Below are 14,611 nucleotides of genomic sequence, written 5' to 3'. Positions count from 1 at the left end.
AAGGGCCGCAAAGCGGCCCCAGCGGTCTATCAGATTGTTACAGCGCTGCAATCCGCGCGTGCTGCTCGGTGAAGTTGGCCAGGGCCTGTTCCGACTCGGCCAGCTTGGCGCGTTCCTTCTCGATCACGGCAGGCGGCGCCTTGTCGACGAAGGCGGCGTTGGACAACTTGCCGCCCACGCGCTGAACTTCACCCTGCAGACGCTGGATTTCCTTGTTCAGGCGAGCCAGCTCGGCGTCCTTGTCGATCAGGCCGGCCATCGGCACCAGCACCTGCAGGTCGCCAACCAGGGCGGTGGCCGACAGCGGTGCTTCGTCGGCATCGCCGAGCACGGTGAACGATTCGACCTTGGCCAGCTTCTTCAGCAGGGCTTCGTTTTCCTGCAGGCGACGCTGGTCGTCGGCGTTGGCGTTCTTGAGGAACAGCGGCAGTGGCTTGCCCGGGCCGATGTTCATCTCGGCGCGGATGTTGCGCAGGCCGACCATCAACTCCTTCAGCCACTCGATATCACCTTCTGCGGCGGCATCGATGCGGCTTTCATTGGCCACTGGCCATGGCTGCAGCATGATGGTCTTGCCTTCGATACCGGCCAGCGGTGCGATGCGCTGCCAGATTTCTTCAGTGATGAACGGCATGAACGGGTGCGCCAGGCGCAGCGCCACTTCCAGCACGCGGACCAGGGTGCGACGGGTGCCGCGGGCGCGCTCGACCGGGGCATTCTCGTCCCACAGCACAGGCTTGGACAGCTCCAGATACCAGTCGCAGTACTGGTTCCAGATGAACTCGTACAGCGCCTGGCTGGCCAGGTCGAAGCGGAATTGCTCGAGCTGGCGGGTCACTTCGGCTTCGGTGCGCTGCAGCTGCGAGATGATCCAGCGGTCCGCCAGCGACAGCTCGCAGGCTTCGCCGTTCTGGCCGCAGTCCTCGCCCTTGTCCAGCACGTAGCGGGCGGCGTTCCAGATCTTGTTGCAGAAGTTGCGGTAGCCTTCGACGCGGCCCATGTCGAACTTGATGTCGCGGCCGGTGGAAGCCAGCGAGCAGAAGGTGAAGCGCAGGGCGTCGGTGCCGTAGCTGGCGATACCTTCCGGGAACTCCGCCTTGGTCTGCTTGGCGATCTTCTCGGCAAGCTTGGGCTGCATCATGCCGCTGGTGCGTTTTTCCAGCAGGGCATCGAGCGTGATGCCGTCGACGATGTCCAGCGGGTCAAGCACGTTGCCCTTGGACTTTGACATCTTCTGGCCCTGGCCATCGCGCACCAGGCCGTGCACGTACACGGTCTTGAACGGTACCTGCGGGGTGCCGTCCTCGTTCTTGATCAGGTGCATGGTCAGCATGATCATGCGCGCAACCCAGAAGAAGATGATGTCGAAGCCGGTCACCAGTACGTCGGTGGAGTGGAACTTCTTCAGGAACTCGGTCTGTTCCGGCCAGCCCAGGGTGGAGAATGTCCACAGGCCCGAGCTGAACCAGGTGTCGAGCACGTCGTCGTCCTGGCGCAGGTTCACATCGCTGCCGAGGTTGTGCTTGGCGCGGACTTCTTCTTCATTGCGGCCGACATACACCTGGCCGGCCTCGTCGTACCAGGCCGGGATGCGGTGGCCCCACCACAGCTGGCGGCTGATGCACCAGTCCTGGATGTCGCGCATCCAGGAGAAGTACATGTTCTCGTACTGCTTTGGCACGAACTGGATGCGGCCATCTTCCACGGCTTCGATGGCAGGTTCAGCCAGCGGCTTGGTGGAAACGTACCACTGGTCGGTCAGCCATGGCTCGATGACGGTGCCCGAACGGTCGCCTTTCGGCACTTTCAGGGCGTGGTCGTCGATGCTCACCAGCAGGCCCTGGGCGTCCAGGTCGGCAACGATCTGCTTGCGCGCAACGAAACGGTCGAGGCCGGCATACTGGGCAGGCAGGCTGGTGTCGATCTGCTCGTTGAGGCTGCCATCGAGGTTGAAGGCCTGTGCGGCGGACAGCACCAGAGCGTTCTTGTCGAAGATGTTCAGCAGCGGCAGGTTGTGGCGCTTGCCGACTTCGTAGTCGTTGAAGTCGTGGGCCGGGGTGATCTTCACGCAGCCAGTGCCGAATTCCGGGTCGCAGTAGTCGTCGGCGATGATCGGGATGCGGCGGCCGACCAGCGGCAGTTCGACGAACTTGCCGATCAGTGCCTGGTAGCGCTCGTCGGTCGGGTTGACGGCAACGGCGGCGTCACCGAGCAGGGTTTCCGGACGGGTGGTGGCGACTACCAGATAGTCCTTGCCTTCGGCAGTCTTGGCGCCGTCGGCCAGCGGGTAGCGCAGGTTCCACAGGTGGCCCTTCTCATCGTGGTTTTCCACTTCGAGGTCGGAGATGGCCGTGTGCAGCTTGGTGTCCCAGTTGACCAGGCGCTTGCCGCGGTAGATCAGGCCGTCCTCGTGCAGGCGCACGAAGGCTTCCTTGACCGCTTCGGAGAGGCCGTCGTCCATGGTGAAGCGCTCGCGGCTCCAGTCGACCGACGAGCCCAGGCGGCGGATCTGGCGGCTGATGTTGCCACCCGATTGATCCTTCCACTCCCAGACTTTCTCCAGGAACTTCTCACGGCCCAGGTCGTGACGGTTCTGGCCCTTGGCCTCGAGCTGGCGCTCGACCAGCATCTGCGTGGCGATACCGGCGTGGTCGGTACCAGGCTGCCACAGGGTGTCGCGGCCTTGCATGCGGCGGAAACGGATCAGGGCGTCCATGATCGCGTTGTTGAAGCCGTGGCCCATGTGCAGGCTGCCCGTCACGTTCGGTGGCGGGATCATGATGGTGTAGGACTCACCTGCACCTTGTGGAGCGAAATAGTTTTCGGACTCCCAGGTGTTGTACCAGGAAGTTTCGATGGCGTGCGGCTGGTAGGTCTTATCCATGCGCGGCGGGACCCTGTGCATTTATTCGGGAAAGCCGAAAAGTATAACGAAGGCACAGGGTTTAGGCGACAGGCTGGGGGCTGCTTTGCAGCCCTTTCGCGACACAAGGCCGCTCCCACGGATGAACGCATTTCTGCTGTGGGAGCGGCCTTGTGTCGCGAAAGGGGCGCAGAGCGCCCCCAGGGAATCACTCGGAACGCTTGATGAGACGTTCGATCCGCGCATCCAGGCGGCGCTTGATCTCGTTCTCGATGTGCGGGGTGAAGTCGTTGATCACGTCCTGCATGATCATCTGCGCGGCGGCGCGCAACTCGCTCTCCAGGTGCAGCAGGGTGTCCTGGCGGCGGGTCTGCGGATCATCCTCGGGCTCAGCTGCTGCTGCGGGCTCGGCTTCAGGCGCTGGCGCCGCGTTACCTGCAGGTACATCGAGCAATAGGGGAATCTGCTCGACCGTTTCGGTCAGCAGCGGCGGCTGCAGGTCGGCATCGCCGAGCAGCTGGCGAATCGACTCCAGATCATCCAGCAGATGGGCGGAATCGGGTAGGGCGGAAGGCTTGTCCATCGTCGTTAAAGTCGCTGTAAGCGGTGGTCTTGCAGAGCATAGCCCTGTTCGCGGTAGAAACGGAACCGCTCGCGGGCCGATTGGCGAATGCCGGGCTCCTCGACAACGATCTCGGCAACCCGCTCGAACTGGCCGACGAACCCCGGTACACCGGCGCCAAGGTTGATCAGCAGGTCACGGTGTTCGCCGGCATCGTCGGCAAGGCCCAAGGCTACCCTGGCATCTGCGTGCACTTCGGCCAGGTCGTGGGGCACGAAGGCCTCACCCTTGAAGCGCCACAGGCGTTGATCCAGTTCGTTGCGCTGCTCGGCATCCTGACAATGCAGGTAGACCCGGTGGCCGAGGCGCCAGGCCTTCTCGCACAGCTTGCAGGCGAAGTCCAGCCGCGCCGACAGCGAGTCGGTGGGCAGGATATAGAAATCGACTTTGCTCATGATGTGGTCTGCCAGCTGGCGGCACCTGGGGTGCCGCCGGCGTCATGGCATCAGGCGCCAGCGCGGTCCAGCAGGTACTGGGTCAGCAGCGGAACCGGGCGACCGGTAGCGCCCTTGTCCTTGCCGCCACTGATCCAGGCCGTGCCGGCGATGTCCATGTGCGCCCAGTTGTAGGCCTTGGCGAAGCGCGACAGGAAGCAGCCCGCGGTGATGGTGCCGGCTTTCGGCCCACCGATATTGCCCATGTCGGCGAACGGGCTGTCGAGTTGTTCCTGATACTCGTCGAACAGCGGCAGCTGCCAGGCGCGGTCGTCGGCACGCTTGCCGGCATCGAGCAGTTGGCCAACCAGCTCGTCGTTGTTGCCCATCAGGCCCGAGGTGTGGCTGCCCAGGGCGACGATGCAGGCGCCGGTCAGGGTGGCGATGTCGATCACCGCCTGCGGCTTGAAGCGTTCGGCGTAGGTCAGGGTGTCGCACAGCACCAGGCGGCCTTCGGCGTCAGTGTTGAGGATCTCGACGGTCTGGCCGCTCATGGTGGTGACGATGTCGCCCGGGCGGGTGGCACCGCCGCTCGGCATGTTTTCGGCACAGGCCAGCAGGCACACCAGGTTGATCGGCAGCTGCAGTTCGAGGACCGCGCGCAGGGTGCCGAACACGCTCGCGGCGCCGCACATGTCGAATTTCATTTCATCCATGCCGGCGCCTGGCTTGAGGCTGATGCCGCCGGTATCGAAGGTGATGCCCTTGCCCACCAGCACGAACGGCTTGTCGGCCTTCTTGCCGCCCTGGTAGTTCAGCACGATCAGGCGTGGCGGCTGGTCGCTGCCCTGGCCCACGGCATAGAACGCGCCCATGCCCAGGTCCTTGATCTTCTTCTCGTCCAGCACTTCGACCTTCAGGCCCTTGTGGGCCTTGCCCAGGTCCTTGGCCTGCTCGGCCAGGAAGCTCGGGTGGCACAGGTTGGGCGGCAGGTTGCCCAGATCGCGGGTGAAGGCCATGCCGGTGGCGATGGCGCTGGCATGCTTGACGGCGCGCTCGACTTCGGCCAAGCCGGCCTTGTCGGCCAGCAGGGTTACTTTCTTCAGGGCGCGCGGTTCGGCCTTCTGGCTCTTGAAACGGTCGAATACGTATTCACCGTCGAGCAGCGTCTCGGCCAGCAGGCGGTATTTGCCGTAATGGGCGTCGCGGTTGCTGACCGCGATGTCGTCCAGGGCCAGCACGGCATCGCCTCCGTTCAGGCCCTTGAGTACACCGGCCACGCTGGCGACCAGCTTGCGCCATGCGCGGTCACCGAGGGCTTCGTCCTTGCCGCTGCCGACCAGCAGCACGCGCTCGGCCTTCAGGCCAGGCACGCTCTGCAGCAAGAGGGTCTGGCCAGGCTTGCCGGCCAGGTCACCACGCTTGAGCACCGCGCTGATGGCGCCTTCGCAGGCGTCGTCGACGGCCTTGGCTACGGTACCGAGCTTGCGCCCTTCACCGACCGGCACGACCAGAGTGGCGGTTTTTACGGATGCAGCGGCTACGCTTTTTACAACCAGTTCCATGTCAGGGTCCCCGAATGATCTATGCAGTTGGCGCTATGCGATTTCGCGCTCTGGACGGGCCTGGCCGCGTTGTCGCGTGCCAGTGGAAAAGCTGCCAGTTTGAGCCTCCCGCAAGCGTGCTGACAAGCCCGATGTGGGGCTTCATGCGCGGCCAAGTGACAGGCGCGGCCAATCACAGGATAATGCGCGCACTTCATATGGAGGTTCGCCGTTGGCGAACCGGCTTTGGTCCTGGCTGTCACAGGCCAATGTTTGGCAGTCCGCCCCTGACAACCCAGGAGTGTCTGGTTTGATCGTCTTTCGTTATCTGTCCCGCGAGGTCCTGGTGACCTTGAGCGCCGTCAGCGCCGTGCTGCTGGTGATCATCATGAGCGGGCGCTTCATCAAGTACCTGGCCCAGGCGGCCCAGGGTATTCTCGACCCTGGCGTGCTGTTCATGATCATGGGTTTCCGCTTGCCTGGTTTCCTGCAACTGATTCTGCCGCTGGGTTTGTTCCTTGGCATTCTCTTGGCGTACGGCCGGCTGTATCTGGAAAGCGAAATGACCGTGCTTTCGGCCACCGGTATGAGCCAGCAGCGCCTGCTAGGCCTGACCATGTTGCCGGCGGCGCTGGTCGCCCTGGCGGTTGCGTGGCTGAGCCTGAGCCTGGCGCCGCTGGGGGTTGCCCAGGTGCAGAAGATCATTGCCCAGCAGGACACTTTGACCGAGTTCGACACGCTGGAGGCGGGCCGCTTCCAGACCCTGCGTGACGGTAGCCGGGTCACCTACACTGAAGCGCTGTCCGACGACCGCATCAAGCTGGACGGAGTGTTCATTTCCGAGAAGCGCTTCAATCAGGACAAGACCAAGGACCGCGCGCCTTCGGTACTGGTTGCCGAAAAGGGCCATCAGGAAATACAAGCCGATGGCAATCGCTACCTGGTGCTGGAAAACGGCTACCGCTATGACGGCAACCCCGGCCAGGCCGATTACCGTGCAATCAAGTACGACACCTACGGCGTGTTGCTGCCAAAGCCGGAGGTCGCCGAAGAAGTGACCGACCGCGAAGCGATTCCGACGCTTGATCTGTTCGGCAAGACCGACCTGCGAGAGCGTGCCGAGCTGCAATGGCGCCTGTCGCTGCCGATCCTGGTATTCGTCGTGACCCTGATGGCGGTCCCGCTGGCCAGGGTCAACCCGCGCCAGGGCCGCTTCCTCAAGCTGCTGCCGGCAATTCTCCTGTACATGGCTTACCTGACAATGCTGATTTCCGTACGCGGCGCCCTGGAGAAGGGCAAATTGCCGATCAGCCTGGGCATCTGGTGGGTGCATGGCCTGTTCCTGCTGATCGGCCTGACCTTGATGTATTGGGAACCGCTGCGCCTGAAAATGGCTGCCCGTCGTGCGGAGGTGGCCCATGGGTAAGCTCGATCGCTACATCGGCATGAGCGTGCTGCTGGCCATCCTGGCCGTGCTGGGGATCATCCTCGGCCTAGCCTCGCTGTTCGCCTTCATCGACGAGATGGGTGAACTAAGCGATACCTACACCTTGCTGGACGCGGGCAATTTCGTCCTGCTGACGGCACCTCGGCGCCTGTACGAAATGCTGCCGATGGCGGCACTGATTGGCTGCCTGATTGGCCTGGGCAGCCTGGCCAGCAACAGCGAGCTGACCATCATGCGCGCGGCCGGTGTCTCCATCGGACGCATCGTCTGGGCGGTGATGAAGCCGATGCTGGTGCTGATGCTGGTTGGCCTGCTGATTGGTGAATACGTCGCCCCGGTCACCGAGAACAAGGCCCAGGCGGACCGTTCCCTGGCCCAGGGTGGTGGTGAAGCGCAAAGCTCCAGGCATGGCATGTGGCATCGCCAGGGCGAGGAGTTCGTGCACATCAACTCGGTGCAGCCCAATGGCTTGCTGCTGGGCGTGACGCGCTACCGCTTCGACAACGAACGCAAGATCCAGACCTCTAGCTTTGCCCGTCGTGCCGAGTACAAAGACGACCACTGGACGCTCAACGATATCAGCACCACCTATTTCCACGGTGACCGCACCGAAGTGGTGAAGGCGCCGACGGAGCTATGGGACGTTTCGCTGACCCCGCAACTGCTCAATACCGTGATCATGGCCCCCGAGTCGCTGTCGATCACCGGGCTGTGGGACTACATCCACTACCTGTCCGACCAAGGCCTGAACAACGCCCGCTACTGGCTGGCGTTCTGGACCAAGGTGATGCAACCGATTGTGACCGCGGCACTGGTGTTGATGGCAATCTCCTTCATTTTCGGCCCGCTGCGTTCAGTCACCCTCGGCCAGCGCGTGTTCACTGGCGTGCTGGTGGGCTTCGCGTTCCGCATCGGCCAGGACCTGCTGGGCCCGTCGAGCCAGGTGTTCGGCTTCCCGCCGCTGTTGGCGGTGGTGATTCCGGCAGGCATCTGTGCCTTGGCTGGGGTGTGGTTGTTGCGTCGGGCGGGGTGATGGCCTGAGCAGCTGAAAAAGCCGACCCAAGGGTCGGCTTTTTTGTGCCTATTTTTTCTGCTTCGGTACCCGCACCAGCTGGGTGTCCGAATAGATGTCATGCCAGCCGCGTTTGCGCTTGTCGATGAGCGACCAGAAGAACCCAAGCCCCAGGCACAGCCAAGAGGCAATCGACACCACGAAGCGCAACAGTGCCTGCCACAAGCTGATCGCACTGCCGTCGGCGTTCTGTACGCGCACGCCCCATACCTGCATACCCAGGGTCTGGCCGCCATGGGTCCAGAACTTGGCAAAGAAGCCGAACAGGGCGAACAGCAGCACGGTCGACAGCAGCGGGTCGCCATCCAGCGCGCCGGCCTCGGTCAGTTCACGCATGCGGACTTCGCCGATGATCGTCATCTGGATCATCTTGTAGGCCCCGGCAGTCACGATCAGCAGAGCCGTGCACAGCAGGAAGTCATAGAACATCGCCGCCAGGCGTCGGCCCAGGCCGACCGGTGGGAAATCACCCTGGGGGGAGAGCAGAGGCTTGGACATGCAGAACAGCTCCGAAAGGCGAAGCCGCTATTCTACGGGCAAAAAAAAGCCCCTGCACATGGCAGGGGCTTTTTAGGAGTCGGGCTTGTGCTTAGTTGACAGGCTGGACTTTGTCAGCCTGCATGCCTTTCTGGCCTTGGACTGCTTCGAAGGTGACCTTCTGGCCTTCTTTCAGGCTCTTGAAGCCGTTGCCTTCGATGGCACGGAAGTGCACGAACAGATCCGGACCGCTTTCTGGGGTGATGAAACCGTAACCTTTTTCGTCATTGAACCACTTGACGGTACCGTTCTGACGCTCAGCCATTGTCTTATTTCCTATGAAGCTTAAATTTTGATGACAGTTTCTTTCACGTTATATATGAGTGAAAGACTACTGGGCTGGGTTGCAGGAAAGTAAGAGACGTCGAACGGGTTGTAGCAAATCTCGGCTACTGGCCCAGGTCACGAACTGTTGCGACCCATGCAAACACAGTGCAGTGACTCTACGCCAACTCCTGAGAAAAAAACAAGCCCTTGGTCGTATAGAAAATTGGCGTTTTGCCGATATCCGACGGATTTGTCGGAAACGGCATGGCGCCTGGCCTGGCGCCATGTTCAAAAGTTATTGGGCAGGTTCGAAATCGAATATGTACTACCTGCCCGCACACCTCAGATGCTACCTTCAGCCACGGTAGTAACGTTGTGCAACGAAAGGCATTTTGCTGACTTTCAAGGCAACCTTCTTGCCACGTACCAAGGCAAACAGAGCGGTATCGAGAGCGCCATGTTCGATATCGACATAACCCATCGCAACAGGGGCGCCGAGCGTCGGGCCAAAACCGCCACTGCAGACTTTTCCAACTGTTTTATCGGACGCATCAACAATTTCCGCGCCTTCACGTACTGGTGTACGTTCCTGCGGCAACAAGCCAACCCGTTTGCGTGGTACGCCAGCCTGCAATTGCGCAAACACCGCTTCGGCACCTGGGAAACCGCCTGCACGGGCACCGTCGGCACGGCGGGCCTTGGAAACCGCCCAGAGCAGGCTGGCTTCGACTGGCGTAGTGGTGGTGTCCATGTCGTGGCCATACAGGCACAGGCCAGCTTCCAGGCGCAGTGAGTCGCGTGCACCCAGGCCGATAGGCTGTACCTCAGGCTCGGCCAGCAGGCGGCGTGCCAGGGCTTCGGCAGCGCCGACCGGCACCGAGATCTCGTAGCCGTCTTCGCCGGTATAACCCGAGCGGCTGACGAAGCAGTCTTCGCCCAGCAGTTGCACCGGGCGGAACTGCATGAAGGTCATGCCCGCCACTTCCGGCGCCAGGCGCTCAAGCACCTTGACCGCCGCCGGGCCTTGCAGGGCGAGCAGGGCACGCTCCTCGAACAGTGGCTGCACTTCACAACGGTTACCGATGTGCTTCTGCAGGTGAGCCAGGTCCTGGTCCTTGCACGCCGCGTTGACCACCAGGAACAGGGTGTCGTCACCGAGGTTGGCGACCATGAGGTCGTCGAGGATGCAACCGTGCTCGTTGGTGAACATGGCATAGCGCTGCATACCCACCGGCAGGTCGATGATGTCTACCGGTACCAGCGACTCCAGCGCCTTGGGGGCATCGGCGCCACGCAGGACGATCTGGCCCATGTGCGAGACGTCGAACAGGCCAGCCTGCTCGCGGGTATGCAGGTGTTCCTTGAGCACGCCCAGCGGGTATTGCACCGGCATGTCGAAGCCGGCGAACGGCACCATGCGCGCGCCCAGTTCCAGGTGCAGGGCGTGCAGCGGGGTCTTTTGCAGTGTTTCGGACATCGGTGACTCCTTGGTTTTTTTATCGGGTCAACATTCGATGATGTTGACGGCCAGACCGCCGCGGGCGGTCTCCTTGTACTTGCTTTTCATGTCGGCACCGGTCTGGCGCATGGTACGAATCACCTTGTCGAGCGACACGTAGTGCTGCCCGTCACCGCGCAGCGCCATGCGCACGGCATTGATGGCCTTCACCGAGCCCATGGCGTTGCGCTCGATGCAGGGCACCTGAACCAGGCCGCCTATCGGGTCGCAGGTCAGACCGAGGTTGTGTTCCATGCCGATTTCAGCGGCGTTCTCCACTTGTTGCGGGGTGCCGCCCATCACTTCGCACAGGGCGCCTGCGGCCATCGAACAGGCCACGCCGACCTCGCCCTGGCAGCCGACCTCGGCTCCGGAAATCGAGGCGTTTTCCTTGTAGAGGATGCCGATCGCGGCAGCGGTGAGCAGAAAACGCACTACACCGTCCTCGCTGGCACCAGGGACGAAGCGCATGTAGTAGTGCAGCACCGCTGGGACGATGCCCGCCGCGCCGTTGGTCGGTGCGGTGACCACGCGCCCGCCGTAGGCGTTTTCTTCATTGACCGCCAGGGCGTAGAGGTTGACCCAGTCGAGCACCGACAGGGCATCGCGCAGGCTGGCTTCCGGGTGGCGGCTGAGTTGCCGGTACAGCGCCGGAGCACGGCGCTTGACCTTGAGCCCGCCGGGCAGGATGCCCTCATGGCGGCAGCCGGCCTCGACACAGTCCTGCATGACCTGCCAGATGCGCAGCAGCCCGGCGCGGGTTTCGGCTTCCGGGCGCCAAGCTGCCTCGTTGGCCAGCATCACCTGGCTGATCGACAGGTGCTGCGCGGTGCAGTGGCCGAGCAGCTCCTTGGCGGTCTTGAATGGCAAGGCCAGTACGGTGCTGTCCTCGACGATGCGGTCCTGGCCGGCGGCGTCTTCATCGACCACGAAACCACCACCCACCGAGTAGTACTCGCGGCTGCGGATCTGCAACCCGGCGGCATCGAAGGCTCGAAAGATCATGCCGTTGGGATGATAGGCCAGGGGTTTGCGGATCATCGCCAGGTGCTGCTTCTCAACGAAGGCGATGGTCTGCTCACCCAGCAGGCTGAGCTGGCCGCTGGTGCGGATGGCCTGCAGGCGGGCGGGGATGGATTCGGTGTCCACGGTATCTGGGTGCTCGCCTTCCAGGCCGAGCAATACCGCCTTGTCGCTGCCGTGGCCTTTACCGGTGGCGCCGAGCGAGCCATACAGCTCGGCCTTTACGCAAACGGTGCTGGCCAGCAGGCCATCGCGGCGCAGCCCTTCGGCAAAGCGCGCGGCGGCGCGCATCGGGCCGACCGTGTGGGAGCTGGAGGGTCCGATGCCGATCTTGAACAGGTCGAAGACGCTCAGTGACATGGTGGTACCTCCTGAAGATCTTTGGGGCTGCTGCGCAGCCCTTTCGCGACACAAGGCCGCTCCCACAAAGAGCGGCGCGGCCCCTGTGGGAGCGGCCTTGCGTCGCGATTGGGCCGCAAAGCGGCCCCAGCTTCCTAAAGGCCGCCTCAGGCGTCCTGATAGCTCTCGATCGACGGGCAGGCGCAGACCAGGTTGCGGTCGCCGAACACGTTGTCGACGCGGCCGACCGGCGGCCAGTACTTGCCTTCCACCAGGCTCGGCAGCGGGTACACCGCCTGCTCGCGGCTGTAGCCATGGGCCCATTCGCCAACCAGCTCGGCCGCAGTGTGCGGGGCGTTCTTCAGCGGGTTGTCGTCCTTGTCCAGGCTGCCGGTTTCAACCGCGCGAATTTCCTCCCGGATCTGGATCATCGCGTCGCAGAAGCGATCCAGTTCTTCCTTGGACTCGCTTTCGGTCGGTTCGATCATCAGCGTGCCGGCCACCGGGAACGACATGGTTGGTGCATGGAAACCGAAGTCGATCAGGCGCTTGGCCACGTCATCGACGCTGATGCCGCTGGTGTCCTTGAGCGGGCGCAGGTCGAGGATGCACTCGTGGGCAACCAGGCCATTGCCACCGGTGTACAGGACAGGATAGTGCTCTTCCAGGCGGCGGGCGATGTAGTTGGCGTTGAGGATCGCCATCTGCGAAGCACGCTTGAGGCCGGCACCGCCCATCATGCGAATGTACATCCAGGTGATCGGCAGGATGCTGGCACTGCCGAACGGCGCGGCGCACACCGCGCCATCGGTGTTTTCCAGCTGCGCGTGGCCTGGCAGGAACGGCGCCAGGTGCGACTTGACGCCGATCGGGCCGACGCCCGGGCCGCCACCGCCGTGGGGGATGCAGAAGGTCTTGTGCAGGTTCAGGTGCGACACGTCGCCGCCGAACTTGCCTGGGGCGCAGAGGCCGACCATGGCGTTCATGTTGGCGCCGTCGATATAAACCTGGCCGCCGTTGTCGTGGATGATCGCGCAGATTTCGCCGATCGCTTCCTCGAACACGCCGTGGGTCGACGGGTAGGTGATCATGATCGCGGCCAGGCGCTCGCGGTGCTCGATGGCCTTGGCGCGCAGGTCCTCGACATCGACGTTGCCACGGGCGTCACAGGCGGTGACCACCACGCGCATGCCGGCCATGTGGGCGGTGGCGGGGTTGGTGCCGTGGGCCGAAGACGGGATCAGGCAGATATCGCGGTGGCCTTCGCCACGGCTGCGGTGGTAGGCACGGATGGCCAAGAGGCCTGCGTACTCACCCTGGGAGCCAGCGTTGGGCTGCAACGACACGGCGTCGTAGCCGGTGGCGGCGCAGAGCATGGCTTCCAGCTCGGTGGTCATCTGCAGGTAGCCCTGGCTCTGCGCGGCCGGAGCGAACGGGTGCAGGTTGCCGAATTCGGCCCAGGTCACCGGGATCATTTCGCTGGCAGCGTTGAGCTTCATGGTGCACGAGCCCAGCGGGATCATGCTGCGGTCCAGCGCCAGGTCCTTGTCGGCCAGGCGGCGCAGGTAGCGCATCAGCTCGGTTTCGCTGTGGTAGCGGTTGAACACCGGGTGCTCGAGGATGGCCGATTGGCGCAACAGCGCTAATGGCAGGCGCGAGCCGGTGCTGGCGGCCAGGGCGGCGAAGTCAGGCTGGGCCTGGTCAGCGCCGAATAGCTGCCAGAGGGCTTCGACGTCGGCCTGGGTGCTGGTCTCGTCCAGTGACAGGCCCAGGTGAGCGGCGTCGATCTGGCGCAGGTTGATGCGTTGGGCGCGGGCCTTGTCGTGCAGGCTGGCGGTGGCGCTGCCGGTGGCCAGGGTCAGGGTGTCGAAGGCGGTTTCGCCAACCACGTCCAGGCCCAGGGTTTTCAGGCCGGCGGCCAGAATCGCGGTCAGGGTGTGGGTGCGTTCGGCAATGCGCTTGAGGCCGGCCGGGCCGTGGTACACGGCGAACATGCTGGCGATGTTGGCCAGCAGCACCTGGGCGGTGCAGATGTTGCTGGTGGCCTTCTCGCGGCGGATGTGCTGTTCGCGGGTCTGCATGGCCAGGCGCAGGGCGGTCTTGCCGAAGCGGTCGATGGACACGCCGACCAGGCGCCCTGGCATGTCGCGCTTGAAGGCATCACGCGTGGCGAAGTAGGCCGCATGCGGGCCACCGAAGCCCAGTGGCACGCCGAAGCGCTGGGCACTGCCGATGGCCACGTCGGCGTCGAACTCGCCTGGCGGGGTCAGCAGGGTCAGGGCCAGCAGGTCGGCGGCAACGGCGACCAGGGCGTTGGCGGCGTGGAAACGCGCGACCACTTCGCGGTAGTCGAACACTTCGCCGTTGCTGGCCGGGTATTGCAGCAGGGCGCCGAAGAAGGCGCTGACATCGCCCAGCTCACGCTCGTCGCCGACCACGATCTCGATGCCCAGCGGTTCGGCACGGGTGCGCAGCACGTCGAGGGTTTGCGGGTGGCAGTGCACGGAGGCGAAGAAGGTATGGCTGGCCTTGTTCTTCGACAGGCGCTTGCAGAAGGTCATGGCTTCAGCAGCGGCGGTGGCTTCGTCGAGCAAGGAGGCATTGGCGATCGGCAGGCCGGTGAGGTCGCTGATCAGGGTCTGGAAGTTCAGCAGCGCTTCCAGGCGGCCCTGGGAAATTTCTGGCTGGTACGGAGTGTAGGCGGTGTACCAGGCCGGGTTTTCCAGCAGGTTGCGCAGGATCGGTGCCGGGGTGTGGGTGTTGTAGTAGCCCTGGCCGATGTAGCTCTTGAACAGTGCGTTCTTGCCGGCGATGGCTTTCAGCGCAGCGAGGGCATCGGCCTCGCTCTGGCCGTCTTCCGAGCCGAGCACGCTGGTGCCCTTGATGCTGTCGGGGATGACGGCGGCGCTCATGGCCTCCAGCGAGTCGAAGCCCAGGGTGGCGAGCATGGCCTGCTCGTCAGCGGCGCGCGGGCCGATGTGACGGGCGATGAATTCGTTGGCGGTGCCGAGGTTGATGGTCATGG

Annotated in this window: 11 protein-coding genes; 2 read left to right on the top strand and 9 right to left on the bottom strand. The window is 63.5% G+C overall.

Annotation, left to right across the window (positions count from 1 at the left end):
* Window positions 1-37 precede the first annotated feature (37 nt).
* From ACLEJU_RS19270 to ACLEJU_RS19255, 4 genes are all read right to left on the bottom strand, one after another.
* Window positions 38-2,884, bottom strand: a complete 2,847-nt coding sequence (locus tag ACLEJU_RS19270) for a valine--tRNA ligase (protein ID WP_435422913.1) — start codon at window positions 2,882-2,884, stop codon at window positions 38-40.
* A gap of 187 nt (window positions 2,885-3,071) precedes the next feature.
* Window positions 3,072-3,446, bottom strand: coding sequence for a DNA polymerase III subunit chi (locus tag ACLEJU_RS19265; RefSeq protein WP_103445545.1), 375 nt, complete (start codon window positions 3,444-3,446; stop codon window positions 3,072-3,074).
* 5 nt (window positions 3,447-3,451) lie between these two features.
* The gene (locus tag ACLEJU_RS19260; protein WP_159411960.1) at window positions 3,452-3,880 is read right to left on the bottom strand and encodes a DNA polymerase III subunit chi; all 429 of its coding nucleotides are present in this window, start codon (window positions 3,878-3,880) and stop codon (window positions 3,452-3,454) included.
* Window positions 3,881-3,930: 50 nt separating this feature from the next.
* A complete protein-coding gene (locus tag ACLEJU_RS19255) occupies window positions 3,931-5,424 on the bottom strand; it encodes a leucyl aminopeptidase (protein ID WP_435422914.1) in 1,494 nt (497 codons plus the stop codon).
* Between the two features lie 289 nt (window positions 5,425-5,713).
* Here ACLEJU_RS19255 and lptF point away from each other — a divergent pair, with 289 nt between their 5' ends.
* Together lptF and lptG are read left to right on the top strand one after the other, a co-directional pair.
* The gene (gene lptF, locus ACLEJU_RS19250; RefSeq protein WP_435422915.1) at window positions 5,714-6,829 is read left to right on the top strand and encodes an LPS export ABC transporter permease LptF; all 1,116 of its coding nucleotides are present in this window, start codon (window positions 5,714-5,716) and stop codon (window positions 6,827-6,829) included.
* Entirely contained in the window at window positions 6,822-7,883 is a 1,062-nt protein-coding gene (gene lptG / locus ACLEJU_RS19245) for an LPS export ABC transporter permease LptG (RefSeq protein ID WP_435422916.1), read from the top strand. The genes lptF and lptG overlap by 8 nt, the downstream gene beginning before the upstream one ends.
* Window positions 7,884-7,931: 48 nt before the next feature.
* Here lptG and ACLEJU_RS19240 read toward each other — a convergent pair whose 3' ends face one another.
* From ACLEJU_RS19240 to gcvP, 5 genes are all read right to left on the bottom strand, one after another.
* Complete coding sequence (locus ACLEJU_RS19240) at window positions 7,932-8,420, bottom strand: RDD family protein (protein WP_435422917.1); 489 nt, start codon at window positions 8,418-8,420, stop codon at window positions 7,932-7,934.
* Window positions 8,421-8,511: 91 nt separating this feature from the next.
* Complete coding sequence (locus ACLEJU_RS19235) at window positions 8,512-8,724, bottom strand: cold-shock protein (RefSeq protein ID WP_435422918.1); 213 nt, start codon at window positions 8,722-8,724, stop codon at window positions 8,512-8,514.
* A 357-nt stretch (window positions 8,725-9,081) separates the two neighbouring features.
* Window positions 9,082-10,203 (bottom strand): glycine cleavage system aminomethyltransferase GcvT, encoded by a 1,122-nt coding sequence (gcvT, locus tag ACLEJU_RS19230; protein WP_435422919.1) that lies wholly within the window; start codon window positions 10,201-10,203, stop codon window positions 9,082-9,084.
* 27 nt (window positions 10,204-10,230) lie between these two features.
* On the bottom strand, window positions 10,231-11,607 hold the full coding sequence (locus ACLEJU_RS19225; RefSeq protein WP_110637422.1) for an L-serine ammonia-lyase: 1,377 nt from the start codon (window positions 11,605-11,607) through the stop codon (window positions 10,231-10,233).
* 146 nt (window positions 11,608-11,753) lie between these two features.
* Entirely contained in the window at window positions 11,754-14,609 is a 2,856-nt protein-coding gene (gcvP, locus tag ACLEJU_RS19220) for an aminomethyl-transferring glycine dehydrogenase (protein ID WP_435422920.1), read from the bottom strand.
* Between the last annotated feature and the right edge of the window lie 2 nt (window positions 14,610-14,611).

The sequence above is a fragment of the Pseudomonas sp. SMN11 genome (genome assembly GCF_052041945.1).
GTDB lineage: Bacteria > Pseudomonadota > Gammaproteobacteria > Pseudomonadales > Pseudomonadaceae > Aquipseudomonas.
The sequence above is the reverse complement of the archived record's forward strand: the minus strand, read 5'-3'. Positions and strand labels throughout refer to the sequence as shown.